General features: G+C 72.8%; 17 protein-coding genes and 1 pseudogene. 12 read left to right on the plus strand and 6 right to left on the minus strand.

The genetic code is table 11. The features are described from left to right. The first annotated feature begins 133 nt into the window (after nucleotides 1–133). A complete protein-coding gene (locus AB5J87_RS03070; RefSeq protein WP_369373621.1) occupies nucleotides 134–2,443 on the plus strand; it encodes a YcaO-like family protein in 2,310 nt (769 codons plus the stop codon). Nucleotides 2,444–2,530: 87 nt separating this feature from the next. Here the strand turns inward: AB5J87_RS03070 and AB5J87_RS03075 are convergent, their stop codons facing one another. From AB5J87_RS03075 to AB5J87_RS03085, 3 genes are all read right to left on the minus strand, one after another. Continuing rightward, a complete protein-coding gene (locus AB5J87_RS03075; protein WP_369373623.1) occupies nucleotides 2,531–3,181 on the minus strand; it encodes an HAD-IA family hydrolase in 651 nt (216 codons plus the stop codon). 77 nt (nucleotides 3,182–3,258) lie between these two features. Further along, complete coding sequence (locus AB5J87_RS03080; protein ID WP_369373625.1) at nucleotides 3,259–5,955, minus strand: AAA family ATPase; 2,697 nt, start codon at nucleotides 5,953–5,955, stop codon at nucleotides 3,259–3,261. A 20-nt stretch (nucleotides 5,956–5,975) separates the two neighbouring features. Then, a complete protein-coding gene (locus AB5J87_RS03085; protein WP_369373627.1) occupies nucleotides 5,976–6,308 on the minus strand; it encodes a trypco2 family protein in 333 nt (110 codons plus the stop codon). A 639-nt stretch (nucleotides 6,309–6,947) separates the two neighbouring features. On the opposite strand from AB5J87_RS03085, the pseudogene AB5J87_RS03090 reads away from it, so the two are divergent. Then, nucleotides 6,948–8,359, plus strand: a pseudogene (locus tag AB5J87_RS03090) (family 2B encapsulin nanocompartment shell protein). Nucleotides 8,360–8,459: 100 nt separating this feature from the next. Then, complete coding sequence (locus AB5J87_RS03095; RefSeq protein ID WP_369373629.1) at nucleotides 8,460–9,323, plus strand: geranyl diphosphate 2-C-methyltransferase; 864 nt, start codon at nucleotides 8,460–8,462, stop codon at nucleotides 9,321–9,323. Nucleotides 9,324–9,437: 114 nt separating this feature from the next. Here the strand turns inward: AB5J87_RS03095 and AB5J87_RS03100 are convergent, their stop codons facing one another. The 3 genes from AB5J87_RS03100 to AB5J87_RS03110 form a co-directional block, all read right to left on the minus strand. Next, a complete protein-coding gene (locus AB5J87_RS03100) occupies nucleotides 9,438–10,163 on the minus strand; it encodes a DUF4232 domain-containing protein (protein ID WP_369373631.1) in 726 nt (241 codons plus the stop codon). Nucleotides 10,164–10,310: 147 nt separating this feature from the next. Next, the gene (locus AB5J87_RS03105; protein ID WP_369373633.1) at nucleotides 10,311–13,085 is read right to left on the minus strand and encodes a BTAD domain-containing putative transcriptional regulator; all 2,775 of its coding nucleotides are present in this window, start codon (nucleotides 13,083–13,085) and stop codon (nucleotides 10,311–10,313) included. 150 nt (nucleotides 13,086–13,235) lie between these two features. After that, the gene (locus AB5J87_RS03110; RefSeq protein ID WP_369373635.1) at nucleotides 13,236–14,426 is read right to left on the minus strand and encodes a 4-hydroxybenzoate 3-monooxygenase; all 1,191 of its coding nucleotides are present in this window, start codon (nucleotides 14,424–14,426) and stop codon (nucleotides 13,236–13,238) included. A 591-nt stretch (nucleotides 14,427–15,017) separates the two neighbouring features. On the opposite strand from AB5J87_RS03110, the gene AB5J87_RS03115 reads away from it, so the two are divergent. The 9 genes from AB5J87_RS03115 (at nucleotide 15,018) to AB5J87_RS03155 (ending at nucleotide 23,982) form a co-directional block, all read left to right on the plus strand. Continuing rightward, entirely contained in the window at nucleotides 15,018–15,986 is a 969-nt protein-coding gene (locus AB5J87_RS03115; RefSeq protein WP_369373637.1) for a ParB/RepB/Spo0J family partition protein, read from the plus strand. A gap of 250 nt (nucleotides 15,987–16,236) precedes the next feature. Further along, nucleotides 16,237–16,749 (plus strand): hypothetical protein, encoded by a 513-nt coding sequence (locus AB5J87_RS03120; RefSeq protein ID WP_369373639.1) that lies wholly within the window; start codon nucleotides 16,237–16,239, stop codon nucleotides 16,747–16,749. Nucleotides 16,750–16,795: 46 nt separating this feature from the next. Further along, entirely contained in the window at nucleotides 16,796–17,854 is a 1,059-nt protein-coding gene (gmd, locus tag AB5J87_RS03125) for a GDP-mannose 4,6-dehydratase (RefSeq protein WP_369373641.1), read from the plus strand. A gap of 49 nt (nucleotides 17,855–17,903) precedes the next feature. After that, the gene (locus AB5J87_RS03130) at nucleotides 17,904–18,845 is read left to right on the plus strand and encodes an FkbM family methyltransferase (protein WP_369373643.1); all 942 of its coding nucleotides are present in this window, start codon (nucleotides 17,904–17,906) and stop codon (nucleotides 18,843–18,845) included. After that, complete coding sequence (locus AB5J87_RS03135) at nucleotides 18,838–20,577, plus strand: amidohydrolase family protein (protein ID WP_369373645.1); 1,740 nt, start codon at nucleotides 18,838–18,840, stop codon at nucleotides 20,575–20,577. Before AB5J87_RS03130 ends, AB5J87_RS03135 begins: the two co-directional genes overlap by 8 nt. Before the next feature lie 35 nt (nucleotides 20,578–20,612). After that, nucleotides 20,613–21,848 (plus strand): aspartate aminotransferase family protein, encoded by a 1,236-nt coding sequence (locus tag AB5J87_RS03140; protein WP_369373647.1) that lies wholly within the window; start codon nucleotides 20,613–20,615, stop codon nucleotides 21,846–21,848. Next, on the plus strand, nucleotides 21,849–22,100 hold the full coding sequence (locus AB5J87_RS03145) for an acyl carrier protein (protein WP_369373649.1): 252 nt from the start codon (nucleotides 21,849–21,851) through the stop codon (nucleotides 22,098–22,100). Next, nucleotides 22,097–23,221: a beta-ketoacyl synthase N-terminal-like domain-containing protein gene (locus AB5J87_RS03150; RefSeq protein ID WP_369373651.1), complete on the plus strand. Its 1,125-nt coding sequence runs from the start codon at nucleotides 22,097–22,099 to the stop codon at nucleotides 23,219–23,221. The genes AB5J87_RS03145 and AB5J87_RS03150 overlap by 4 nt, the downstream gene beginning before the upstream one ends. Further along, nucleotides 23,221–23,982: a 3-oxoacyl-ACP synthase gene (locus AB5J87_RS03155; RefSeq protein WP_369373653.1), complete on the plus strand. Its 762-nt coding sequence runs from the start codon at nucleotides 23,221–23,223 to the stop codon at nucleotides 23,980–23,982. Before AB5J87_RS03150 ends, AB5J87_RS03155 begins: the two co-directional genes overlap by 1 nt. Nucleotide 23,983: the final 1 nt, after the last annotated feature.

Genomic DNA, 23,983 nt, shown 5'->3' on the forward strand with positions numbered 1-23,983 from the left:
ATGTACCCGCCGGCCCACCACCACGCGAGCATCGCCCCCCAGTTCACCTGGAAGGGCTGACCACGTAGGTGACCCGGTTCCGGGGGCCGCCGCGCCCCGGCGGCCCCCGGAACTCCCCTGGTTGGAGGAAGTCTTGACACATCGTCATTCCCCGGATTCCACCGGTCCCCGGCTGGTCAACGTCGAACTGCGGACGCTGGTGCGACCCGGCCCAGGACCGGTTCCCGGCCCCGGTGCCGAGCGCCACACCCTGGCCATCGCCCCACGGGGCGGACTCTTCGAGATCAAGGCGGCACCCGAGGACATCGCCGCGGTGCTCGACCGCTGCGACGGCTCGACCCCGGTCGAGGACATCGTCGAGGACACCTCCGACCCCGCCGGATTCCGCGAGGTCCTGGAGAAGCTCACCGAGCTCGGCGGCCTCACCTTCGACGCCCCGGTGGCGGGCGAGGAGAAGTGGCAGCGGTTCGACGGCGGTGCGCGGCCGGAGCCCGGGCGGGTGGCCGCCACCCCGCTCGTCCTCACCGGCGACCGCGAGCTCACCGATCTGCTCCTGACCTGCCCGGCCGCCGCCAACTTCGCCTCGGTGGAGGTGACTTCGCGCGAAGGACTGGCCGAGGCGCTGGATCGCCACACCGGCCGGCAGCCCCTCGTCCTCGCCCTGCGCGACCGCTTCGACCTCGGCTACCTCGAAGGGCTCAACGCGTTCTGCGCCGAACGCGGGGTCCACTGGTCCTCCTTCCACCTCAGCGAGGGCCGGGGCTGGGCCGGTCCCACGGTCGCCCCGGGCCGCACCCCCGACTACCGCGATCTGCTCGGACGGCGCCTCGCGGTGGCCGAACGGGCCGAGGTGCACCACGCGTTGACCGGTGACATCGTCTTCGGCCAGGGGGTGACACCCACCGGCTCCGAGCTGCTGTGGATGCTGTCCTACCTGCTCATCGACGTCGAGCGGTGGATCGCGGGCGCCACGGCGTGGACCCTGTGGGGCGAGGTCGAGCTGGACCCGGTGGAGCTGACCACGGCCCGCCACCCCGTGCTGCCGCTCCCCGACCACCCCATCGACGACGACACACCGCCCTTCGACGAGCGGTTCCTGCTGGACAACCGCACCGGACTGATCGCCTCGCACCAGGTGTTCGAGCACCACGAGTCGATCCCCGAGCAGCTGGTCACCGTACAGACCAACGTCTCCGACATGCGCCGTCTGTTCAGCTGGTCCAGCAACGTGGTGTGCGGCGGCACCGCGTTCCGCAACTTCCGGGCGGCGCGCGGGGCCGCGATGGGCGAGGCGGTGGAGCGGTACTGCGGCAACTGCGTCACGGAGTCGCTGGAGGTGCGCGAGGCGTCCTACCGCGAGCTGACCCGGGCCGGTGAGCGCGCCCTCGACCCCGAGCGGCTGGTGCTCTACTCGGACCGGCTGTACGACAGCCCGGGCTTCCCGTTCGTACGGTTCACCCACGACCGCACCACCCACTGGGTGCGCGGCCACTCGCTGACCGCCGACAAACCCATGTGGGTGCCCGCGAGCCTGGTGTACGTCAACTGGTACACCGACCAGTACGCCGACGTCCCGCCCACCAACTTCCTCTACTATCCGGGCCTCGCCGCCGGACACACCGTCGAGCACGCGCTGGTCTCCGGGATCGAGGAGGTCATCGAGCGCGACGCGAGCATGATCTGGTGGATGAACCGCCATCCGCTGCCCGCCGTCGAGCCCACCGCCGAACTCGCCGCGCTGTGGGCGGGCCGGCCCACCGAGCTCGGCCAGCGCGGCTGGCTGGTCCACGTGGACAACGAGTTCGACGTGCCGATCCTGGCCGGGGTGGTCGAGAACCGCTTCGAGAAGCTCTTCACCATGGGCTTCGGTGCCCGCCCCGACCCGGTGGAGGCCGCCCGCAAGGCATGGGGCGAGGCGCTCACCCTCCAGGACAGCACCCGCGACTTCGACGACCCCGACGGCATGTTCCGGGAGGCGGTCGCCCTCGGCTGGACCAACGTCCGCGTCAAACCGTGGCGCCGGGACCGGGCCTATCTGGACGACTACGCCAAGGACTTCCACGACGTCAACGACCTGCTCTGCCAGGAGCAGCTGTTCCTCGACCCGCGCGCCGCCGAGGTCGTGCGCCCCTGGCTGGACACGCCCGTCACCCGCACCATGGACGATCTGCCGCGGCTGCCCGACCGCGGGCTCGGCACCTACCAGCAGATCGTCGAGAAGCGCGGCTACGAGATCATCTACGTCGACGTCACCACGCAGGACGTCGCCAAGACCGGTTTCCGGGTGGTCCGCGTCCTCATCCCCGGGCTCGTCCCGAACTTCCCCGCGGCCTTCCCGTTCCTCGGCAACCGGCGGATCCAGGACGTGCCGGTCGCCCTGGGCTGGCGGGCGGAGCCGCTCGCGGAGGAGGACCTCAACTACTTCCCGATGCCGCACGCCTGACCGCGTCCCACGATCCCGGGGCCCGGGCACCCACGACCTCGCCGACGGCCGTGGCCGCCCGGGATCCGGCCCGTTCCGGCGGCGCCGTCAGGCCCCGGCCACGACCTCCAGGCCGCCCTCCGTGGTGCGTACGGACACGGCGGTGAGGTCGGCGACGACCACGTCCGCGTCCAGGTCGGCCGCCGGGTGGGTGGTGGTCAGGGCCACCGTCGTCATACCGGCGGCACGGCCCGCGGTCAGCCCCGCGGGGGCGTCCTCGAAGACCACGCACCGCGACGGGTCCACGCCCAGCCGCTCGGCGGCCAGCAGGAACGGTTCGGGGTGGGGTTTGTGACGGGTGATGTCCCCCACCGTGATCAGGCACCGCGGCGCGATGCCGACTTGCGCGAGACGGGCCTCGGCCACCCGCCGCGTCCCCGAGGTCACCACGGCCCAGCGGTCCGGCGGCAGGGCGGCGAGCAGCTCGGCGGCGCCCGGCACCGGGAGCACCCCGCCGGACATCGCGTCGGCGACCTCGGCGTCCTCCAGCCGGGCCACCGCGTCCGCCACCAGCTCCGGCGGCAGGAGGTCCGCGACGATCGCGGCGGCCGGGCGGCCGTGCACCTCCACCCGCTTGAGGTCCTCCAGCGTCAGACCGTAGTCGGCGGCCCACCGCGTCCAGGTGCGCACCACGGAGCGCAGGGTGGACACCAGGGTCTCGTCGCTGTCGAACAGCAGGGCATCGGCGGAGATCTTCACCGGGCGACAGTACCTGGTGGGCGGGGGCGCGGAGCACCCCGGTCCGCTCGGCGCACCGGCTCCGGCCTGCGCATACGTCACTCGGGGCGCGGCGGGGCGCCCGGCCGGCGAAGGCCCGCACGGGGCAGATGATCGGGCATCCAGTAGAGCCCGGCCCGGCCGCGGACGTCCTCCCGCTCGGTGAGCGCGGCCATGCTCTCCTCGGTCCGCCCCAGGTCGTCGAGCTGGATGTGCAGGTTGCTCAGGGCGCGGGCGAGGCTGGCGTCGTAGGCCGGGTTGGCGCGGGCCAGCTCGCGGTAGAGGTCCACGGACTCCTGGGCGGCGGCAGCCGCCTCCACCGGCCGGGGTCGGCGCAGCCGGTAGGAGAACCAGTACAGCACCAGGGCGAGGTAGGACGCGTCCCGCACCGCTGCCGCGGCCACGAGCCGTCGTTCGTTGGCGATCGACTCCTCCAGCGCGGCCAGCGACTCGGCCTGCCGGTCCAGGTCCCCCAGGATGCGCGAGAGGTTGTACAGCGGCATGGTCAGGGCCTTGTCGGCCCGCTCCGGCCGTCGGCGCGCGGACCGGCGCCCGATGCCTATCGCCCCCTCCAGCGCCTTCATGGCGTGCTCGCTCCTCCCGCGCTGCTGGTAGCGGAGCGACAGGTCGTTCAGCGCGACGGTGAGGTCGACTTCGTGGGCGCCGGGCTCCGCCGCCGCCCGCTCGCGGCAGGCGAGGAGCACCCGCTCGTGGAGGTACTGGTCGACGAGGGCGAGCGGGCGGGACCGCGTCGGATACGGGACGGCCGAGATGGCCGCGCGCAGCACGTCGGCGGTGGGGGGTGCGCCGCTGACGGTGCGGGCCAGGGACCGCAGGACGTCGGACGCCGCCCCTCCGCGTCCGGCGCGGTCGTGCGCGTCGGCGGCGCGGGCGAGGAAGGTGATGGCCCGCACCCGCTGGGGGTCGCTCGCGCTCGCCCACAGGGGCGGCAGCGTCTGGTCGTCGGCGCCGGTGACATGGGCGGCGACGTGGTACTCGGCGAGGCGGTCGGGCTGCAGCGAACCCCAGTAGCGGCCGGGCGAGGGCGGATACAGGGCGTGCAGCCACTCGGCCACGTCCAGTGCGCGCCCGTCCGGCAGACCGGGCACACCGCGGGTCACGGCGAGCGCCTGGGCCGGGCTCTCGGCGCCGCACAGCGCCGCCGCCGCGACCGCCCGCCGCAGGGTCACCGGCCGCAGGTCCCCCAGCCGGAACACGGGCGACGCGGCGGTGCCCTCCCAGTAGCGCGCCTCGTGGCCCAGCACCAGCGCCTCGACGGGCTCGCCCGGTGCGGTGCCCACGGGCTCGGGGCCGCGCTGCAGGAGCGCGCCCAGGGCGGACATCTGCAGGCTCAGCGCGCTGTCGTAGTGCGCCGCGTCGAGGGAGCCGGGCGGCCGGACGCCCGAGGCCAGGTGCGGCCAGTCCGCGTCGGCGAGGCCGGGCACCCGGCCCAGCAGCCGGGCGAAGTCCCGTACGGCGTCGGTGAAGGCGGCGGCGCGGGTGTCGGCCCCGGCGGTCCTGGCGAGCAGCGGCGCGAGTTCGGTGACGGGCGCGCCGCTGAGGATCTCCCGGGTGTCGGCGCCCGCGCCGAGGGTCTCGCTCTTCCACTCCCCCACGGACCGCGCCACCAGGAGCAGCCGGGTGCGCCGGCGGGTGTGGCGCAGCCGCTCGACGAGGTGGCGGATCCGGTGGGGCAGGGTCTCCGCGTAGTCCACGACGAGCAGCAGCGGGGACGTGGTGTCGAGGAGGCTCCAGTCGTGGTCGGGCCCCTGAGCGCTGTCCGCCAGGTCCGGGCGCAGCTGTGCGGCGATCCACTCGTCCTCGCGCAGGGTGGCGGCCAGCTGCCGGGCCAGTCTGGTCTTGCCCTGGCCGCCCGGCCCGGTCAGCACCTGGACCGAGAGCGCCTCCCGGCCGCCGCGGCACCAGTCGAGGAGGTGCCGGAGCTCCTCGTCGCGGCCGTGGAAGGTCACCGCCTCCGCGTCGGCGCGCAGCAGCATCGCGGGGGAACGCAGATCGCGGGTACGCGCGGCGGGCGCCAGCAGGGGGTCGGGCTCCACGGGTTCCAACACGGGCTGCCAGCCGGTGTGTTGGGCGATCAGGGCGCGGAAGTCCGGGTCGGCGAGCAGATCGCGGGTGCGCGTGGCGGTGAGCCGGGTGCCGACCGGGGCGCGGCGGTCCCGGGTGACCAGACCGGTGAGCAGGTCTCCGCAGAGCAGCGCCGCGCCCGAGATGCCCGACCACGGGGTGCCGGTCGGCCCGGGCCGCGGGTCGTGGGCGGGCAGGGGGTTGGCGCTGAGGACCTCGTAGCGGCGGGCGAGGCGGCCGGTGCCGGGGTGGACGTCCCCGGTGAGCTGTTCGTCGACCCGGCCGCCGGGTCCCCGTTGCAGCCGGGGGTAGCCGCAGACGGTCACCGGGTGCGGGCGGGTGCCGATGAGCCGGCCCCAGCGCTGCGGCGGCCGGGTGCCCAGGTCCCGCAGCGAGTCGGGGACCCGCCAGTCGTCGCACGGCTCGACCTGGAGGAGGGCGGCGTCGACCGTGCCGTCGTGGCGCCGCCAGAGCACCCGGGCGAGGTGGCGGGTCCCGTCCGAGGTGGGGCGGCACACGGTCACCGCCCCTTCGGGCGGCCCGTCCGTGGCGAGTACGTGGGCGGCGGTCAGCACCAGGCGCGGCGCGACGAGGTAGCCGGTGGCGAAGGCCGCCCGCGTGGGCGCCGCCGCTCCCACCGCTCTGACCTGGACGACCCGGTCGAACTCCATGGCGTGCCCCGGCCCGGCGGCTACGCGTCGTCCTCGTCGCTGACGTCGACGTCGCCGCCGTCGGGCAGGTGCGGGGTGAGCCGTACGGTGAGTGTGTGGGTGGCCTTGCGGGCGTTCTCGCGCTTGCCCCCGAGGCTCACCGCGCCGAACCGCAGGGCGCCGTCCCGGCCCCGGGTGCGCGTCAGTTCCAGGCCGAGCTCCAGGGTGATCTCCCCCAGGGCGAAACGCACCCCGAAGTCCCCCGCCGCGTCCGCGCCGATGCGCCGCTGCGCCTCGGCGACCTGGTCGCGCAGCAGGGTGATGGCGTCGGCCAGGTCCAGCGCGTCGTCCGCACCCGTGTCCGCGTTGCCCATCGTGTCCTCCGTCCGCCTTCGCCAACGGGAGGGCGACGGCTCCCCGCCCCCGTGCGCCCCGCGTCCGGCAGTCGGGGCCGCGCGGCCAACCGTACTGCGCGGCTGGGGCAGTTGGCCGCCGGGGCCGCCTGCCTCCGGTGACCGTCGGGGCCGCCGGCCGCCTGGCGGGGAGGGCGCCGCCGCCGCGCGGCGGCTTCGCTCGGGCCTTGTCCAGATCGCGTCCCTTTCCCGCCGGGACCTGTCCTGCGGGCCCGGAAAAGACGGCTTCAGGTGGTCCGGGAAATTAATTCCGACTCCTGAATGCGCTCCCCGCCGCGGAACAATAGGGACATGTCCAGACGCATATTCCAAAGCCGCCCACCACCATCGTCGAACAGGTGCGCGCCACGGTTCGAATGGAACGCGCCAGCGCGACGCGAGTACGCCCAGCCAGCTCCAACTCCCGTTCGACTTGCCCGAGTTGTACCGGAGCGCGGTGAATCCTCGGTCAAGACTTCCCCATGAATCAATTGACGGTGTTTATCCGGAGAAAAAACGGGAGCGAAAAACCGACAATTAACCCTTTCGTGTAGTAGCGCATTTCCTTTTGCGGTTGCGAGTCTGTGCGTGGCTGTCCGAGCCCCGAAAGGAAGGCACCGCATGTCGGTTGAAAGCACTCCCCAGGCCCCCGTCGAGCGTGGACGTGCGCAGCAGAGTCTTGGTACGGCGGCGGCGCGGAATCTGGCGACGACGACCAAGTCGGTTCCGCAGATGCAGGAGATCACGTCGCGGTGGCTGTTGAAGATGCTGCCGTGGGTGCAGGTGCAGGGTGGTACGTACCGGGTGAACCGGCGTCTGAGTTATGCGGTGGGGGACGGGAAGATCACGTTTGTGCAGACGGGTGAGCGGGTGGCGGTGATCCCGGCGGAGCTGGGGGAGCTGTTTGCGTTGCGGGGGTTTGAGGACGAGGCGGTGCTGGGGGAGCTGGCGGCGCGGTGTGTGCAGCGGGAGTTCGCGGCGGGTGAGGTGCTGGCGTCGGCGGGTGGTGCGGTGGATGCGGTGTATCTGCTGGCGCACGGTCGGGTGGAGCTGATCGGTGCGGGCCCCTATGGGGGTGAGGCGGTGCTGGGGGTGCTGGCGGACGGGGCGCATCTGGGGGAGCAGGCGCTGGTGTCGGAGGCGGCGCGGTGGGAGTCGACGGCGCGGGCGGCGACGGCGGTGACGGTGCTGGTGCTGTCGCGGGCGGATGTGCTGAACCTGGCGGAGCGGGCGACGGGGCTGGGGGAGCATCTGGCGGGGTTCGCGCTGGTGCCGGACCAGCGGACGAACAAGTACGGTGAGGCGGCCATTGATCTGGCGGCGGGTCATGTGGGTGAGGCGGTGATCCCGCATACGTATGTGGATTATGAGGGTGCGCCGCGTGAGTATGAGCTGTCGGTGGCGCAGACGGTGCTGAAGGTTCACAGCCGGGTGGCGGATCTGTACAACCAGCCGATGAATCAGACGGAGCAGCAGTTGCGTCTGACGGTGGAGGCGTTGCGGGAGCGGCAGGAGGACGAGCTGGTCAACAACCGGGAGTTCGGGTTGCTGGCGAACTGTGATTACAGTCAGCGGCTGCAGCCGCATGACGGGGTGCCGAGTCCTGATGACATGGATGAGCTGTTGTCGCGGCGGCGGGGAGCAAGTTGTTCCTGGCGCATCCGAAGGCGATCGCGGCGTTCGGGCGGGAGTGCAACAAGCGGGGTCTGGTGCCGGAGTCGGTGGATTTCGAGGGGCATCGGCTGCCGGCGTGGCGGGGGGTGCCGATTTTTCCGTGCGGGAAGATCCCGTTGAGTGCGGAGCGGACGACGTCGATCATCTGTATGCGTACGGGTGAGGACGAGCAGGGTGTGATCGGGCTGCGGCAGAGCGGGATCCCGGACGAGATCGAGCCGAGTCTGTCGGTGCGGTTCATGGGGATCGACGAGCAGGCGATCATCTCGTATCTGGTGACGGCGTACTACTCCGCGGCGATCCTGGTCCCCGACGCCCTGGGCGTCCTCGAAAACGTCGAAGTCAGCCGCTGGCGCTGAGCACGGGGATGAGCACCCACCGCACCGGGCCGGACCACCGCCCGTCCCCGCACGCCATCCCCGCCGACCTCCCCGGCACTCCACGTCAAGGAGAACACTTATGACGGTCCAAGAGCAGGAAGTCCCCGCCGCGTTCCTCCGCAGCGCCTACCAGAAGTCGGTCGCCGAGTACTGGAACCGCGAGAAGAACCCCGTGAACCTGCGCCTGGGCGAGGTGGACGGGATCTACCACCACCACTACGGCATCGGCGTGGCCGACTGGTCCGTCCTGGAAGGCCCCGAGGAGACCCGCGAGGAGCGCCTCACCGCCGAACTGCACCGGCTGGAGTGCGCGCAGGCGGACCTGCTGATGACCCACCTCGGCGACCTCGGCCCCGAGCACCGGGTGCTGGACTCCGGTTCGGGGCGCGGCGGCAGCAGCATCGTGGCCAACCAGCGCTTCGGCTGCCGGGTCGACGGCATCTCCATCTCCGAGACCCAGGTCGCCTTCGCCAACGACCGGGCCAGGGAGCGCGGGGTCGACGACAAGGTCCGCTTCCACCTCAAGAACATGCTGGACACCGGCTTCGAGACCGGCTCGTTCCAGGCCATCTGGAACAACGAGAGCACCATGTACGTGGACCTGTCGGTGCTCTTCCCCGAGTACGCCCGGATGCTCAAGCACGGCGGCCGGTACGTCACCATCACCGGCTGCTACAACGACGCCTACGGGCTGCCCTCCCGCGCGGTGAGCGAGATCAACGCCCACTACATCTGCAACATCCACCCGCGCAGCAGCTACTTCAAGGAGATGGCGGCCAACCGTCTGGTGCCGGTGAGCGTCCTCGACCTCACCCGGGCCACCGTCCCGTACTGGGAGCTGCGCGCCCGGTCCCCGCTGGCGACCGGCATCGAACGGGCCTTCCTCGACGCCTACAAGGACGGCAGCTTCCAGTACCTGCTGATCGCCGCCGACCGGGTCTGAGGGAGCGGGACCGCGAGGAAGAACAGCGGGCACAAAACCAAGGTGTCCCCCTTCGCGTGGCCGCGAAGGGGGACACCCCTGCTGCTGATCGTCCTTGAGGGGGAAGGTGGTCGATCAGAAGTCGTAGGGCTTGACCGTGTTCCAGTTGGTGACGTCGGCCTCGGACCAGGTGAACGGCGACACCGCGCCCTTGGCGTCGAACGCGTCCAGCTCGGTGGCCGGGCCGGTGTCACCGGTGCGGTCGCGCAGGGCGATGCTGAAGCCGGTCGTGGTGTGCGTCCGGCCTCCGCCCGAGAAGAGGTTCACGGCCGAGTAGGCACGGCCGCCGGGCTGCAGCGTGATGCGCGCGCCGCCGCCCACCGCGTCCTTCGTCGAGTGGCGCAGGACGGTGGAGGTGTCGCCGAGCATCACCGAGGGGTACGAGGTCACCCAGCACGGCCTGGAGTCCGCGTTGCGGGCGGTGATGAGCAGGTGCTCGCCGTTCTGCTTCGGGAAGCGGTGCAGCACGGCGAAGGAGATCTCCTCCCCCTTGCACTGGCGCGCGGCGCTGGAGGCGGGGTTCTGGGATCCCCGGCCGCTGGCGTGCGTCGCCTTGGCGCCACCGGCCGAGCCGCCCGTGGAGCCGGACGCGGTGGAGTCCGAACCGCCCGTGGCGGAGCCCGTGTCGCCCGGGGTGCCGGAAGTGCCCGCCCCGGCCGGGGCCGCCGCCCCGCCCGTGCCGGACGCCTTGCCGTCGGCCTTCGCGTCGCCCTTGTCCGAGCTGCCGCAGGCCGTCACGGAGAACGCCAGCGCGGTGGCCGCCACGGCCAGTGCCGTGGTGCGGATTCGGGTCGTGCGCATGACGGGTTCTCCCTGCGGTGGTGCGGTGACGCGGCATTCGCGGGGCGTTCCCGCTCGTGGCACCCATCCTGGCCGGTCCCGCTGCCGCACCGCTGACGCCACGCTCACGTCCCGCTCACGTCCGCGCGCACCTGCGCGTGAGCGGTCTCAGTCGCCCGCGCGCGCCGTCGCCGCGAGCCGGGCCGCCGCCGCCTCGTGCCGGACGCGGAACCCGTCGTCCGCCGAGACCGACCGCAGCGCGCCGAGCGCGCGCACCGCGCCCTCGTCGAAGCCCGTAGCCTCCGCCTCCCGCGCCGCCTCGTCGAGCCGCCGGACGCCCTCGGCCGTGTCCCCCAGCCCGAGCAGCGCCTCTCCGGCCGTGGTGACCAGGAGCACCCGGGTGGCGTGCGGGGAGTCCGAGGGGGCGACCAGGGCGAGGGCCGCGTGCGCCGCGTCGTGGGCGGCCCGCCACTCCTCGGCGTCCAGCCGGTGCCGCCCCAGATGGTGCAGGGCCAGGCACTCGGTGTGCCGGTCGGCGGCCGTACGGGCGAGTCCGGCGGCCCGTTCGCACGTCCGCACCGCGTCGTGCGTGGCGCCGACCGCCGCCTGGGCCAGCGAGAGGTTGATCAGCGCGGTCGCCTCCGCACTGCGGTCGCCGGCCCGGGCGGCGAGCGCGGGCGCCGCCTCCAGGCAGGTCAGCGCCTCGGCCGTGCGGCCCTCCTCGGTCAGCACCCAGCCGAGCAGCGCCCGCACGCGTGCCTCGGCCCGGGGGTCCCCCTCGGCGCACGCCGCGTGCAGCGCCCACTCCAGCGGGGCCACCCAGCCGTCCCGTACGCGCCACACCACCAGCGGCCACAGGGCCAGGACGATCCGCCAGGTGCGGGCGTGCAGCCCGGCCGAGCGGGCCGCCGCCGCGGCGAGCGTGAGGTCCTCGCGCTCGGCCTCGTACCAGGCCATGGCGTCGGCGCGGTCCCTGAACTGCCGTACCGCGCGCGGGTGCTGGAAGCCGGCGGGCAGGTCGTAGCACGGTTCGTCGCCGGGCTCGGCCGCGTGGGTCGCCGCGAGCGCGGTGGCGATGTAGTGGTCGAGTACGCGCAGGAAGGCGGCGGGCGGGGCGTCCAGGCCGCGGGCGTAGAGACGGACGAGGTCGTGCAGGGCCCAGCGGCCCGGCGCGGTCTCGATGACCAGGTGGGCGGCGGTCAGCCGCTCCAGGGCGGACTCGGCGACGGCCGGTTCGGTGTCGGTGAGCGCGGCTGCCGCGTACCGGTCGACATGGGTGCCGGGGTGGCGGCCCAGCTGGGCGAAGTGGCGTCCGACGTCCTCGGGGAGGCGGCGCAGGGTGAGCCGCAGGGCCGCCCGTACGCCGGTGTCCTCGACGTCGAGCAGGCTCAACCGGCGCGCCTCGTCGCCGAGTTCGTCCACCATGGCGGTGAGCGTCCAGCGCGGCCGGTCCGCGAGCCTGGCCGCGATCACCCGCAGCGCCAGCGGCAGCCCGCCGCACAGTTCGGCGAGGTGCCGGGCGGCGGCCGGTTCGGCCCGCACCCGTTCGGGGCCGAGCACTGCGGCGAGCAGGGCGGCGCTGTCGTCGGGTTCGAGGACGTCCACGGGCACGGGCCGGGCCGCGTCGGTGGCGATCAGCCCCCGCAGCCGGTATCTGCTGGTCACGACGGTGACGCAGTGGGGGCCGTCCGGCAGCAGTGGCCGGACCTGCTCGGACGCGCGCACGTTGTCGAGGACGACGAGCAGACGGCGCTCGGCCGCCAGGGTGCGGAAGAGGGCCGCCGCGCCGTTCGCGGACTCGGGGATGCGGCGGGCCGGCACGCCGAGCGCGAGCAGGAATTCGCGCAGCACGTCGGTGAGCGCGGGTTCGCCCGTGTCCCCGAAGCCCCGCAGGTCGGCGTAGAGGCGCCCGTCGGGGAACGCGGCCCGGTTGCGGTGCGCCCACTGCACCACGAGCGCCGTCTTGCCGACTCCGGCGGGCCCGGTGACCAGGCAGATCGGGGCGTCCCCGACGGCGGCGCGGGAGAGCGCCGCGCACTCGGCCGCCCGTCCGTGGAAGCCGCGGGGCGCGCGGGGCAGGAGGTCGGGCGCCGGGGTGTGCGCGAGCGGGTCCATGGCGCTGGTGGCCGCCGGGGCGAGGTGGACCGGCGCACCGGCCGGGCCGGTGTCCGCCTGCCCGCCGTCCGCGGCCCCGGCCTCCCCGTCGTTCCCGCGCAGGGCCAGCGCGTGCGCCTCGGCCAGTTCGCGCCCGGGGTCCAGGCCCAGCTCGTCGGCGAGCAGGCGCCGGGTGCGCTGGAACCACTCCAGGGCCTGGGAGCGGCTGCCCGCCCGGTGCAGGGCGGTCACCAGCGCCGCCGAGAGGGACTCGCGCAGCGGGTGGGCGACCGCCTCGGCGCGGAGCAGGGCCACCGCCCGCGCGTGCTCGCCCAACTGCCCGTATCCGTAGGCGAGTTGCTCCACGGCCGTCAGCCTGAGCTCCTCCAGGGTGTGGGCGGCGGCCTGGAGGGGCGGGCCGGGGTGGACGCCGGTGAGCGCGGGTCCGCGCCACAGCGCGAGCGCCTCCCGGTAGCCCGCCACGGCGTCGGCGGCGGCCGTCCGCTCGCGGGCCCGGGCCATCAGCGCCTCGAAGCGGTGGGCGTCGACGAGGTGCTCGGGCAGCCGCAGGACGTACGAGGCGCCCTCGGTCTCCAGCGACACCCCGTGGGCGGGTGCGTCGGCCGAGCCGAGCAGCGTCCGCAGCTGGGACACATGGCCCTGGATCACTCCCCGGGCGCGCGGCGGCGGCTCGTGGTCCCACAGGGCGTCCATCAACTGGTCCACCGGAACGGGCCGGTTGGGCTTCAGCAGCAGCGCCGCGAGCAGGCTGCGGCGCTTGGCCGGACCCAGCGCGAGATCGCCGGTCTCGGTGGCGACGGACACCGCTCCGAGCAGCCGGAAATCCACTGACGCACCCTCCTGTGGGGAAAAGTCCCAGGATACCGGTGGCCCGGCCACCCGATGACGGGTGCCCGGGCCCGCTCGGCGGGCCTGCCCGGAGGGTCGGCGGCCGGGAATCGGCGCGGGCCGATCGCGACCGGTGGCGCCGGGACGGCGCTATCCGGCGGTCGTGCCCGTGTACCCCTCGGCCAGCCGTACGCTGCCCGCGCCGGGCGCCACCACGCCCTCCAGCTCACCGATCCGGCGCCGTACGTCGAAGGGGGTGTCGCCGGGTGCGCGGTGCAGCATCGTGGTCATCCAGTACGAGAAGTGCTGGGTGCGCCACACCCGGGACAGGGCCCGGGGGCCGTACTCGTCCAGCAGGCCGAGGTCGCGTTTGGTGACGGCGCGCTCCACCACCTCGGCGAGGACCCGCACGTCGGCCAGGGCGAGGTTGAGGCCCTTGGCGCCGGTGGGCGGGACGGTGTGGGCGGCGTCACCCGCGAGCAGCATCGCGCCGTACCGCATCGGCTCGCAGACGAAGCTGCGGAAGGGCAGCACCGAGCGGTCGACGACCGGTCCCTCCTTGAGCGCGAAGCCGTCCGTGCCGCTCACCCGTGCCTGGAGCTCGGCCCAGATCCGCTCGTCCGGCCAGTCGGCCGGGTCCTCGCCGGGGTCGCACTGGAAGTACATGCGCTGGACGGTGTCGGTGCGCCGGCTGATGAGCGCGAACCCGCGCTCGGAGTGGGTGTAGACGAGTTCGTCGGCGCTGGGCGGGGCTTCGACCAGGACGCCGAACCAGGCGTAGGGGTATGCGCGGAAGTAGTGGGTGCGGGCCGCCTCGGGCACCGCCGAGCGGCACACTCCGCGCGAGCCGTCGGCGCCGACCAGGATGTCGCAGCGCACTTCGCGGGCCCTGCCGTCGGCGTCGGTGAACAGGATTCCGGGCAACTCACCGGTGAGGTCCACCACTTGGGTGTCCGAGACGCCGTAGCGCACGTCCGCGCCGTCGCGGGCGCGGGCGTCGGCGAGGTCGACGAACACCTCGGTCTGCGGGTAGAGCCACACGCCCTCCCCCACCAGCGCCTCGAAGTCGATGCGGTGGCTGCGCCCGCCGAAGCGCAGCGAGATGCCCGCGTGCGGCACGCCGTCGCGCAGCACCCGGTCCGAGACCCCGGTGCCGGTGAGCAGCCGGACGTTGTCGGCCTCCAGGATGCCCGCACGGCTGGTGGCCTCGATCTCGGCCCGGGTGCGGTTGTCGACCACCACCGAGTCGATGTCCGCGCGGGCCAGCAGGTGCGAGAGCATCAGTCCGGCCGGGCCCGCGCCGACTATGCCGACGGTCGTCCGGGTGGGAGCTGCGGGCATGTGTGGTCCCTTTCCGCTCGGTCGTGGGTGTCCCATGGGACCAGGGTGGGGGGTGCGGCACGGCTGACGGTAGAGGGCTTCTTGCAAATCCTTCGCAACAGCACAATAGCGCCTGCCCGCCCCCGAATTGCCAGCTGTCCGCCCGCTGCAGGCCCGGCCTCACGCAGAGATCCACAAAGCCTTCACGCCGACCGCCGCTTCCGACAGGTCAGCCGGTTTATCGCGGCTTTTCCGACAACGCAACCGGAATTCCCGCACGTTTATACCTCGGCGGAATCGGGCAACGTGACTGGTCCCCGTGGTGCACCACCCGTACGCGATGATCGCGACTGTCCGGAATCCGACCTTGCAACTGGCCCGTGAGCTGGCGAAGGTTGAATGCGATACCTCGCCGATCCGGAAGGGGAACCAGGTGTTTCCGCCACCTTTGCGGGCCGCCCGCGCGGGCCCGGTGCCGCAGGGTGCCCGCTCCCCGGAACCCAGGGCGGGCCACGGACACGAGCGAGGAAAGCGGCGCACCGAATCCCCCCACTCCGCCGCCGAGGAGTGAGTGGGGCAGAACCAATGGCACCACCACTCACTTGGGGAATCATGTCGATAGTTCCTGACTTACCATGCGAGGACCGTACTGACAACTTCCTTCCACTCCAGCGGTACATCAGCGAGTACTGCGTATCCCTCCCCATCGGGTCGCTCCTCCCCGCGGACTCCCCCCGTCTCAACGGCGAGAACATGGAGTACGTCCGGCTGATGGCGGAACTCGACGACGAGCTCCAGCCGATCGTCGTGCACAAGCAGTCCATGCGCGTGATCGACGGAATGCACCGCGTACGGGCCGGAGCCGCCCGCGGTGACACCACCATCAGCGCACGCTATTTCTCGGGCACGGAGAGCGAAGCCTTCCTGTTCGCCGTCCAGTCGAATACGAAGCACGGCCTCCCCCTCACCCGCGAGGACCGCAGGGCCGCCGCGGCAAGGATCATCGAATCCTTTCCCAGCATGTCGGACCGAGCCCTTTCACGGTTCACCGGGCTCGCTCAGCAGACCGTCGCCAAGATCAGGCACCAACTCCCCGCGGGGCGTGCCCATGAAGCGCGCATCGGCGTGGACGGACGCGCCAGACCCATCAATCCCAAAGAGAACCGGAGGGTCGCCGAAGAGTATCTCAAGCAGAATCCCCACGCCTCGCTCAGGGAAATCGCTCGGGCCGCCAACATCTCGCCCTCGACCGCGCAGGACGTACGCCGGCGGGCCACCCGCGAGCAGGCTCCACCGGATCTCCCGACGGCGCAACTGCCCGCCCTCCCCCGCCAGGGCAGCCGCATACGCGATCCCGAACAGCTACGGCATCTGGAACTGCTGGCCCGCGACCCGTCCGTCCGGCACACCGACGCGGGGCGCATGCTGGTGCAGTGGCTGCGTCTGACGGCGGCCGTCAGCAAGAACCACCGGGTGATTGTGAACAGCGTTCCCGAGCACTGCGCCGGAATCGCCGCACAGGCGATGCGGGTGTGTCTGGCGGACCTGGAGGAGTTCGCCAGGAATCTGGAGCGACGCTGAGGCCGTGGTCCCCCCACACGACCGGCTCCGGGTGTTCGACTGCACAACTTCGTGCGGTCGAACACCCTCCCCCGAACACCGCTTGACCCGCCGCTTCCGGAACTCCTAGCCTTCTTCAGGCTTGATCATCCGGATCGCGGCAATCGGCCGCACACCGGAATTCCTCCCGACAAGTGACCGCGCGGACCGCAGATTTCGCGCACACCGTTCGTCCACTGCCCGTAGTGAATCCGTGTGGAACGGTCGTGATATGTCAGAACGGCTGAATCAATTCGCTTCGGCGCCTCCGCAGACAAGGATGCTCCTGTGCGCGGACGGGTCGACGACCCTGCTGCTCGACGCCCTCGTCGGAGAGCCCCTGAGCATACGGGTCGACCATCAGCAGCAGATTCCCGCCGCGCGCCTCCAGCGCATCGGGTGCCACATTCTGGGAGCCGCGTCCGACGACATGGTCGTCGACCGCCAGTCCCGGATCCTCACCACGAACCTGGAAGTCATCAGCGTCAACCGGGTCGTGATCGCCGGTCCGGACCGGGACAAACTCATCCCGCCCCCCGAGGAGTTGCTGGGCCCCTATCTCAAGAGGGCCGGCCTGCCGATCAAGCGCGAACCGCTCGCCGTGTCCCGGGACACCTGGCCGCTGGACAGCGCCGATCCCGAATGCGTCAGCAAGGAATACATCATCTACTGCGGCGAAGCCGGTCGGGTGTACATCCACGAGAAGTTCAACCCCCGGTTCGTGCCCCTCAAGAAGGACGGGTGAGCGAGATGACACACCACAGCAGCGTGCCGCTCCGGAGTGACTCGGAGTGAAGCGGGCACTGATAACCGGAATCACCGGTCAGGACGGCTCCTACCTCGCCGACCTGTTGCTGGAGAAGGGTTACGAAGTCCATGGCATCGTGCGGCGGAGCTCCTCGTTCAACACCAGGCGGCTCGACCACATCTACCGCGATCCGCACGACGCGGGCCGGCGCCTGATCCTGCACTACGGCGACGTCAGCGACGCCAGCAGGCTGGTGACCCTGCTCGCCCGCATCCGGCCGGACGAGGTCTACCACCTGGCGGCCCAGTCGCATGTGCGGGTGAGCTTCGACGAGCCGGAGAACACCGGCAACATCACCGGGATCGGCACCACGCGCCTGCTGGAGGCCATCTTGATGTCCGCCCGGGACATCCGGTACTACCAGGCTTCCTCGTCGGAGATGTTCGGCGCCACCCCGCCCCCGCAGAGCGAGCGGACCGCCTTCCATCCGCGCAGCCCGTACGGCGCCGCGAAGGTCTACAGCTACTGGATGACCCGCAACTACCGCGAGGCGTACGGGATGTTCGCGGTCAACGGCATCCTCTTCAACCACGAGTCCCCGCGCCGCGGCGAGACCTTCGTGACCCGGAAGATCGCCCGTGCGGCGGCCCGCATCAAGAACGGCCTGGAGAAGCACCTCTACCTCGGCAACATCGACGCCGTGCGCGACTGGGGGTACGCCCCCGAGTACGTCGAGGGCATGTGGCGGATGCTCCAGCGCGACGAGCCGGACGACTACGTCCTGGCCACCGGTGTCGGCACCACCGTGCGGGAGTTCGCCGAGCACTGCTTCTCCCACGTCGGCCTCGACTGGCGCACCCACGTCCGCTACGACGAGGCGTATGTGCGCCCGGCCGAGGTGGACGCGCTGATCGGCGACCCCGGCAAGGCCCGCACCTCACTGGGCTGGACCGCGCGCACCTCCGTGGACCGGCTGGCCCAGATCATGGTGGACGCCGAGCTCGCCCGCCTGGGCAGCCCGGGGCGCGAGCCCCTGGGCACGGTCCCGTTCGCGGACTCCCGGGCCCACCACGAGCAGGTGCGGGGGGTCTCCCCCCGCTGACCGGCCAGCCATCCGTCTCCCCCGTCCGCCCCGGCACCCGGAGCCGTCCGTGACCTCACCCGACCGAACCGCCTGGCGAACCGCGCTGGAGCGGCGCTCCCACACCGCGGGGATGCGCGGCCTCGCCCAGCGCCTGCGCCATCCGGTCCGCACCTCGTACCCCAGCACCCGCGCCCTGCGGGCCCGTCGCCACCGCGGCGAGGGCCGCCCCTCGACCGCGACGACGTTCTGGGGCCGTCAGATGTCGATCGCCCTGCCCGAGGAGGTGTCCATCGGCATCCACCGCTACGGGTTCGTGGACTACGACCTCACCGCGTTCCTGCTCGGGCACCTGCGGCCCGGCGACACCGTGCTCGACGTCGGCGCGCACATCGGCTACTACACGATGTGGGCCAGCGAACTGGTCGGCCCGGGCGGCTCGGTGACCGCCTTCGAGCCGACGCCGTCGACCCTGTCGGTGCTGCGGATGAACGCGGCCCGGCTGCCCAACGCCTCGGTGGTGCCCTCGGCCGTCTGGTCGAAGAAGGACCAGCTGGTCTTCTTCGACCACGGGCCCGGCTACAGCGCCTACAACTCCACGTTCGAGGCCCGGCTGCCCGACGCGGTCCGCACCCGCATCCCCTCCGAGCCGTTCACCGTCGACGCGGTCAGCCTCGACGACCACGTACGCGAACGGGGCCTCGCCGTCGACTTCGTGAAGATCGACGCCGAGAGCGCCGAGGCACACGTCCTCAGCGGCATGCGCGAGCTGCTCGCCGGACAACGGCCGGTCGTGTCGCTGGAGGTGGGCGACCTCGACGTGGCGGGCGCACCGGCCAGCCGCGACCTCGTCGACACGCTGGTGGCCGCCGGATACGAGCCCTTCGAGCTGCACCGCGGCACGCCGGTGCCGCACCGGCCGCAGCGGCACTACGCGTACCAGAACCTGCTCTTCGCACCGGCGGGCCAGTGGCACGCGCCCGACTCCAGGAGGCCGCAGCACGATGCATGACCTGATCATCCGCAACGGCGATCTCTACGACGGGTCCGGTATCCCCGCCCGTGCCGGCGACGTCGCGGTGGACCACGGCGTGATCACCAAGGTGGGCCGGGTCACCGAGCGGGGCCGCACCGAGATCGACGCCGAGGGGCACATCGTCACGCCCGGGTTCGTCGACATCCACACCCACTTCGACGGCCAGGTCAGCTGGGACCCCCAGCTGACGCCCAGCTGCTGGCACGGCGTCACCTCGGTCGTGATGGGCAACTGCGGGGTCGGCTTCGCCCCCGCCCAGCCCGACCGCCACGACTGGCTGATCGGTCTGATGGAGGGTGTGGAGGACATTCCCGGTGCCTCGCTCTCCGAGGGCATCACCTGGCAGTGGGAGACCTTCCCGGAGTACCTGAACGCCGTGGAGCGCGTGCCCCGGGTCATGGACGTGGCGGCCCAGGTCCCGCACGGCGCGCTGCGCGCCTATGTGATGGGCGAGCGGGGCGCCGACAACGAGCCGCCCACCGAGGACGACCTCAAGCGGATGTGCGCGCTGGTCCGCGAGGGTCTGGACGCGGGCGCCATCGGGTTCTCCACCTCGCGCACCCTGACCCACCTCGCCATCACCGGCGCCCCCGTGCCCGGCACCTTCGCCGCCGAGGACGAGCTGTTCGCGCTGGGCGGGGTGCTCGGCGACGCCGGGACCGGGGTGTTCCAGCTGGTGCCGCTGGGCGCGGGCGGCGAGAAGGTCGACGACCCGCTCGGCGAGATCAAGTGGATGCGCAGGCTGTCGGCGGCGGTGCGGCGCCCGATCACGTTCGGGCTGTTCCAGAACGACGCCGACCCGGACGGCTGGCGCGAGCTCCTCCAGATCGCCGAGGACGCGGTGGCCGAGGGCGCCGATCTGCATCCGCAGGTGGCGGGGCGGCCGTTCAGCGTCATCATCAGCCTGGACTCCACCCACCCGTTCCACAAAAGGCCCTCGTACAAGAAGATCGCCCATCTGCCCGCGCCCGAGCGGCGCGCCGCGATGCGCGACCCGCTGCTGCGCGAGCGGATCCTGGCCGAGCAGCCGGAGAACGCCGACCCGCGCTCGGCGCTGTTCCCGCAGGGCTACGAGCGGCACTTCCCGATGGACGCGACCGCGCCGGACTACGAGCCCGCCGCCGACCAGTCGTTCGACGCGCTCGCCCGGCGCACCGGCCAGAACCCCGAAGCGCTCATCTACGACTTCCTCACCTCCGAGTCCACCAGCGGCATGATCTTCCGGCCGCTGCTCGGGTACTCCGAGTACACCCTCGACCCGATCCGCGAGATGCTGCTGCACCCGCAGGCGGTGCTCGGGCTGAGCGACGCCGGTGCGCACTGCCGGCTGATCTGCGACGCCAGCACACCCACCTCGATGCTCACGCACTGGGCGCGCGACCGCGCCCGGGGCAGGCGGCTGCCGCTGGAGTTCGTCATCAAGAAGCAGACCTCGGAGCCCGCGGGGCTGTACGGGCTGCGCGACCGGGGGCTGCTGCGCCCCGGCTACCGGGCCGACATCAACGTCATCGACCTCGACCGGCTGACGCTGCGCTCCCCCGAGTTCGTCCACGACCTGCCGGCGGGCGGCGGCCGGCTGATCCAGAAGGCGGACGGCTACGCGGCGACCGTGGTCGCCGGAGAGATCACCTTCCGCCACGGGCAGGCCACCGGCGCGCTGCCCGGCAGGCTCGTGCGCGGCACCCGGCCGGGCCCGGTCGTCCTGTGAAACCGCTGACGTCAAGCTATCGAGGGGACCACGCAGTGACCGACGTTTCCGAAGCGCTCCGGCTCGACAATTCGATGAAGCTGCTCGCCCGCGGGCGCCTGGTCGACGCGACGCTGTCCGAGAAGGACTACGTCATCGAGCGCGACCGGCTGGTGGACGGCGCCTATCCCGTCTACGGAGAGCGCGCCCGCGGCGCCCGCATCTGGGACGCCGACGGCAACGAGTACCTGGACTACATCCTGGCGTACGGAACGATCATCCTCGGCCACGCCGACCCGGCCGTGACCGAGGCGGCGCTGCGCGAGATCGAGGAGGGCTTCTCGATCACCCTGCGCAAGCGCACCCAGATCGAGCTCGCCGAGCGCCTGGTGCAGATCGTCCCCGGCGCGGAGCGGGTGTTCCTGCTCAAGACCGGCTCGGACGCCACCAGCGCGGCGGTCCGCCTGGCGCGCGCCTACACCGGGCGCGACCGGGTGGTGCGCTGGGGCTACAACGGGTGGCACGACTGGGCCGCGCAGCGCCCCGGCGGCATCCCCGACACCGTGCGGACCCAGGTCGACACCTTCCGGTACAACGACCTGGACAGTCTGCGCGAGGTGTTCCGGCGGCACCCCGGCCAGGTGGCCTGTCTGCTGCTGATGCCCTTCGAACTCGACAGCCCCGAGCCCGGGTTCCTCCAGGGCGCGGTCGACCTGGCGCACGAGCACGGGGCGCTGGTGGTCTTCGACGAGATGCGCTCCGGGTTCCGGGTGGCGCTCGGCGGGGCGCAGGAGCTGTTCGGGGTCCGGGCCGACCTGGCCACCTTCAGCAAGGCGATGGCGAACGGCTGGGCGGTCTCGGCGCTGACCGGCCGGGCCGAGGTGATGGCGATGGTCGGCCAGACCCACATCTCGTCGACGTTCTACTCCAACACGGTCGCCATGGCGGCGGCGGTGGCGACCATGGACCGGCTGGCGGACGGCACCGTCCTGGGGCGGGTGCGCGAGCTGGGCGTGCGGCTGCAGAGCGGGCTGAGCGAGCAGATCGGGCGGCACGGGGTGCCCGCCCAGGTGCGCGGGGTGCCGCAGATGCCGTTCCTGACGTTCTCCCACCCCGACCCGGCCCGCGCGCGGCTGATGCAGGACGCGTTCTTCACCCACACCACCCGCCGGGGCGTGCTGCTGCACCCCACCCACCACTGGTTCATCTGCGGGGCCACCACCGACGAGGACCTCGACCACACCCTGGCCGCCTGCGACGAGGCGTTCAGGGTCGCCGCGAAGGTGGCGTGAGTGAACGCCCATCAGACGCTGCTGGCACGGGTGCGGGCCGAGCTCGCGCACCAGCTGCACGAGGAGCCCGGCCTGCCGTGGCTGAGCGACACCGAGCCGCTGGCGCCCGCCGGCGTGGACTCGGTGCTGGTCATCACGGTGGTCGGCGAACTGGAGAGGGAGCTCGGCGTGACCCTGCCCGACGACGCGGTCCTCGGCTCGGCGAGCATCAGCTCGCTGGCCACGGCACTGAGCCGGGGTGATCGGCGATGAGCGGCACGGGAGGCGGGGTCGCCGTCACCGGGCTCGGGGTGTGCAGCCCGGCGGGCGTCGGGGTGGACGCCCTGTGGGAGGCGCTGGCCACCGGGAAGGCGCACCATCCGCCGATCACCGGGTTCGACGCCGGTGGCGCCACCCTGGAGGCGGCGGGCCGGGTGCCGGGGACCGGCCCGGACGGCGTCTGGCGCGCCCTCGACCTCGCCGAGACCGCCGTACGGGAGGCGCTGGACGGGGTGGACGACGCCGGGCGGGAGCGGGCCGCGCTGGTGCTCGGCACCACCGACCCGGGAGTGGTGCCGCCGCGGCCCGGCCACTTCACCGGCGACCTCGCCGCGGCCTGCGCCGAGCGGACCGGGCTCGGCGGGGAGGCCCTCACCGTCGCCAACGCCTCCGCGTCGGGCGCCGCCGCCATCGCGGTGGCCCGTGACCTGGTGGCCGCCGGGGACGCGCCGCTGGCGCTGGTGGGCGGCGCCGACGCGGTGACCGACATGGCCTTCCTCGGCCTCAACTCGCTGCGCACCCTGGGCCCGCAGGGCTGCCGGCCGTTCAGCACCGAGCGGCGCGGCATCGGGCTCTCCGAGGGCGCCGCCGTCCTGCGGCTCGAACCGCTCGGCGCGTCCGACGGCGCACCGCCGCTGGCCGTGCTGGCCGGCTGCGGGCTCACCAACGCCACCGGCCACCTGGCCGCGCCGGGCGCCGACGGCATCGAACTGGCCGTACGGCTGGCGCTCGCGGACGCGGGTCTGGAACCCGATGACATCGACTTCGTCAACACGCACGGCCCGGGCACCCGGCGCGGCGACACCGCCGAGATCGCGGCGCTGCGCGCGGTGTTCGGCGCCCGGCTCACGGCGATCCCGGTCAACAGCGTCAAGGGCGTGCTCTGGCACCTCCAGGGCGGGGCGGGCGCCGTCGAGGCCATGGCGTGCGTGCTGTCCCTGGCGCACCGCGCGGTCACCCCGACCTGGGGCGCCCGGCCGGTCGATCCGGTCTGCGCCGATCTCGACCTGGTCCTCGATGACGGGCCCCGCCCGCTCCCCGGGCTCGGGACGGCGCTGACCGTGTCGTGCGGGCTGGGCGGGATGAACACCGCACTCGTCTTCCGGAGGCCCTGATGGACGACACGTTCGTGATCACCGCCATGGCCTCGGGCGAGGTCGACACGGCGCAGCTGTGGCAGGCCCACGCGGCGGGCCCCGAGGGCTGGCCGGACGTGAACAAGTGGACCCGCGAAATCCCGGAGCGCGTCGCGGAGTTGGCGGGCAAGGCGCTGGGCGGCGCGGGCGGGGTGGATCCGGCCCGTACGGACTGCGTCATCGGCTCGGCGTACGGCTCGGGCCATGTGGCGGAGACCATCCGCGCCCGGCTGGACGCGGGCGCGCGTTCGTCGCTGGCGCCCGAGTCCTTCCTGTACTTCAACGCCCACGGCGTGACGTCCCTGATCTGTCTGCGCCACGGGCTGCGCGGCCACTGCGCCACCGTCCTCGGCGCGGGCGCGGGGCTCCAGGCCCTGGCGGTCGCACAGCGCAGGCTGCGGCTCACGGGTGACGGGCCGGTGCTCTGCGGGGCGTACGAGCTGCTCAGCCCGGCCGCCGCCGAGGCGCGCGGCAGCGGCCCGGTGCCGGGCTGGGCGGCGTTCCTGGTCCTGGAGAGGGCCGGGCGGGCGCGCGAGCGGGGCGCCCGGGCGCTCGCCACGCTCGGGCCCGTGGAGCGGTTCGCCGCCACGGCCCCGGTCACCGGGGACGATCCGCGCGCCACCGCCCCGTCGGCCGAACTGATCGCCTGGCTCGACGACCCCGGCGCGGCGGCCACGGCCACCGTGACCGCGCACGCCGGGCGGCACGGCTACCGCGTCACCGCGCGAAGGGAGGCGTGAC

This window comes from Streptomyces sp. cg36 (assembly GCF_041080675.1).
Taxonomy (GTDB): Bacteria; Actinomycetota; Actinomycetes; order Streptomycetales; family Streptomycetaceae; genus Streptomyces.

Coding starts and splice junctions, on each gene's coding strand:
- AB5J87_RS03135 (WP_369373645.1), top strand. CDS start 18,838: ATGCATGACCTGATCATCCGCAACGGCGATCTCTACGACGGGTCCGGT.
- AB5J87_RS03155 (WP_369373653.1), top strand. CDS start 23,221: ATGGACGACACGTTCGTGATCACCGCCATGGCCTCGGGCGAGGTCGAC.
- AB5J87_RS03120 (WP_369373639.1), top strand. CDS start 16,237: ATGTCAGAACGGCTGAATCAATTCGCTTCGGCGCCTCCGCAGACAAGG.
- AB5J87_RS03100 (WP_369373631.1), bottom strand. CDS start 10,163: ATGCGCACGACCCGAATCCGCACCACGGCACTGGCCGTGGCGGCCACC.
- AB5J87_RS03110 (WP_369373635.1), bottom strand. CDS start 14,426: ATGCCCGCAGCTCCCACCCGGACGACCGTCGGCATAGTCGGCGCGGGC.
- AB5J87_RS03085 (WP_369373627.1), bottom strand. CDS start 6,308: ATGGGCAACGCGGACACGGGTGCGGACGACGCGCTGGACCTGGCCGAC.
- AB5J87_RS03080 (WP_369373625.1), bottom strand. CDS start 5,955: ATGGAGTTCGACCGGGTCGTCCAGGTCAGAGCGGTGGGAGCGGCGGCG.
- AB5J87_RS03095 (WP_369373629.1), top strand. CDS start 8,460: ATGACGGTCCAAGAGCAGGAAGTCCCCGCCGCGTTCCTCCGCAGCGCC.
- AB5J87_RS03115 (WP_369373637.1), top strand. CDS start 15,018: ATGTCGATAGTTCCTGACTTACCATGCGAGGACCGTACTGACAACTTC.
- AB5J87_RS03150 (WP_369373651.1), top strand. CDS start 22,097: ATGAGCGGCACGGGAGGCGGGGTCGCCGTCACCGGGCTCGGGGTGTGC.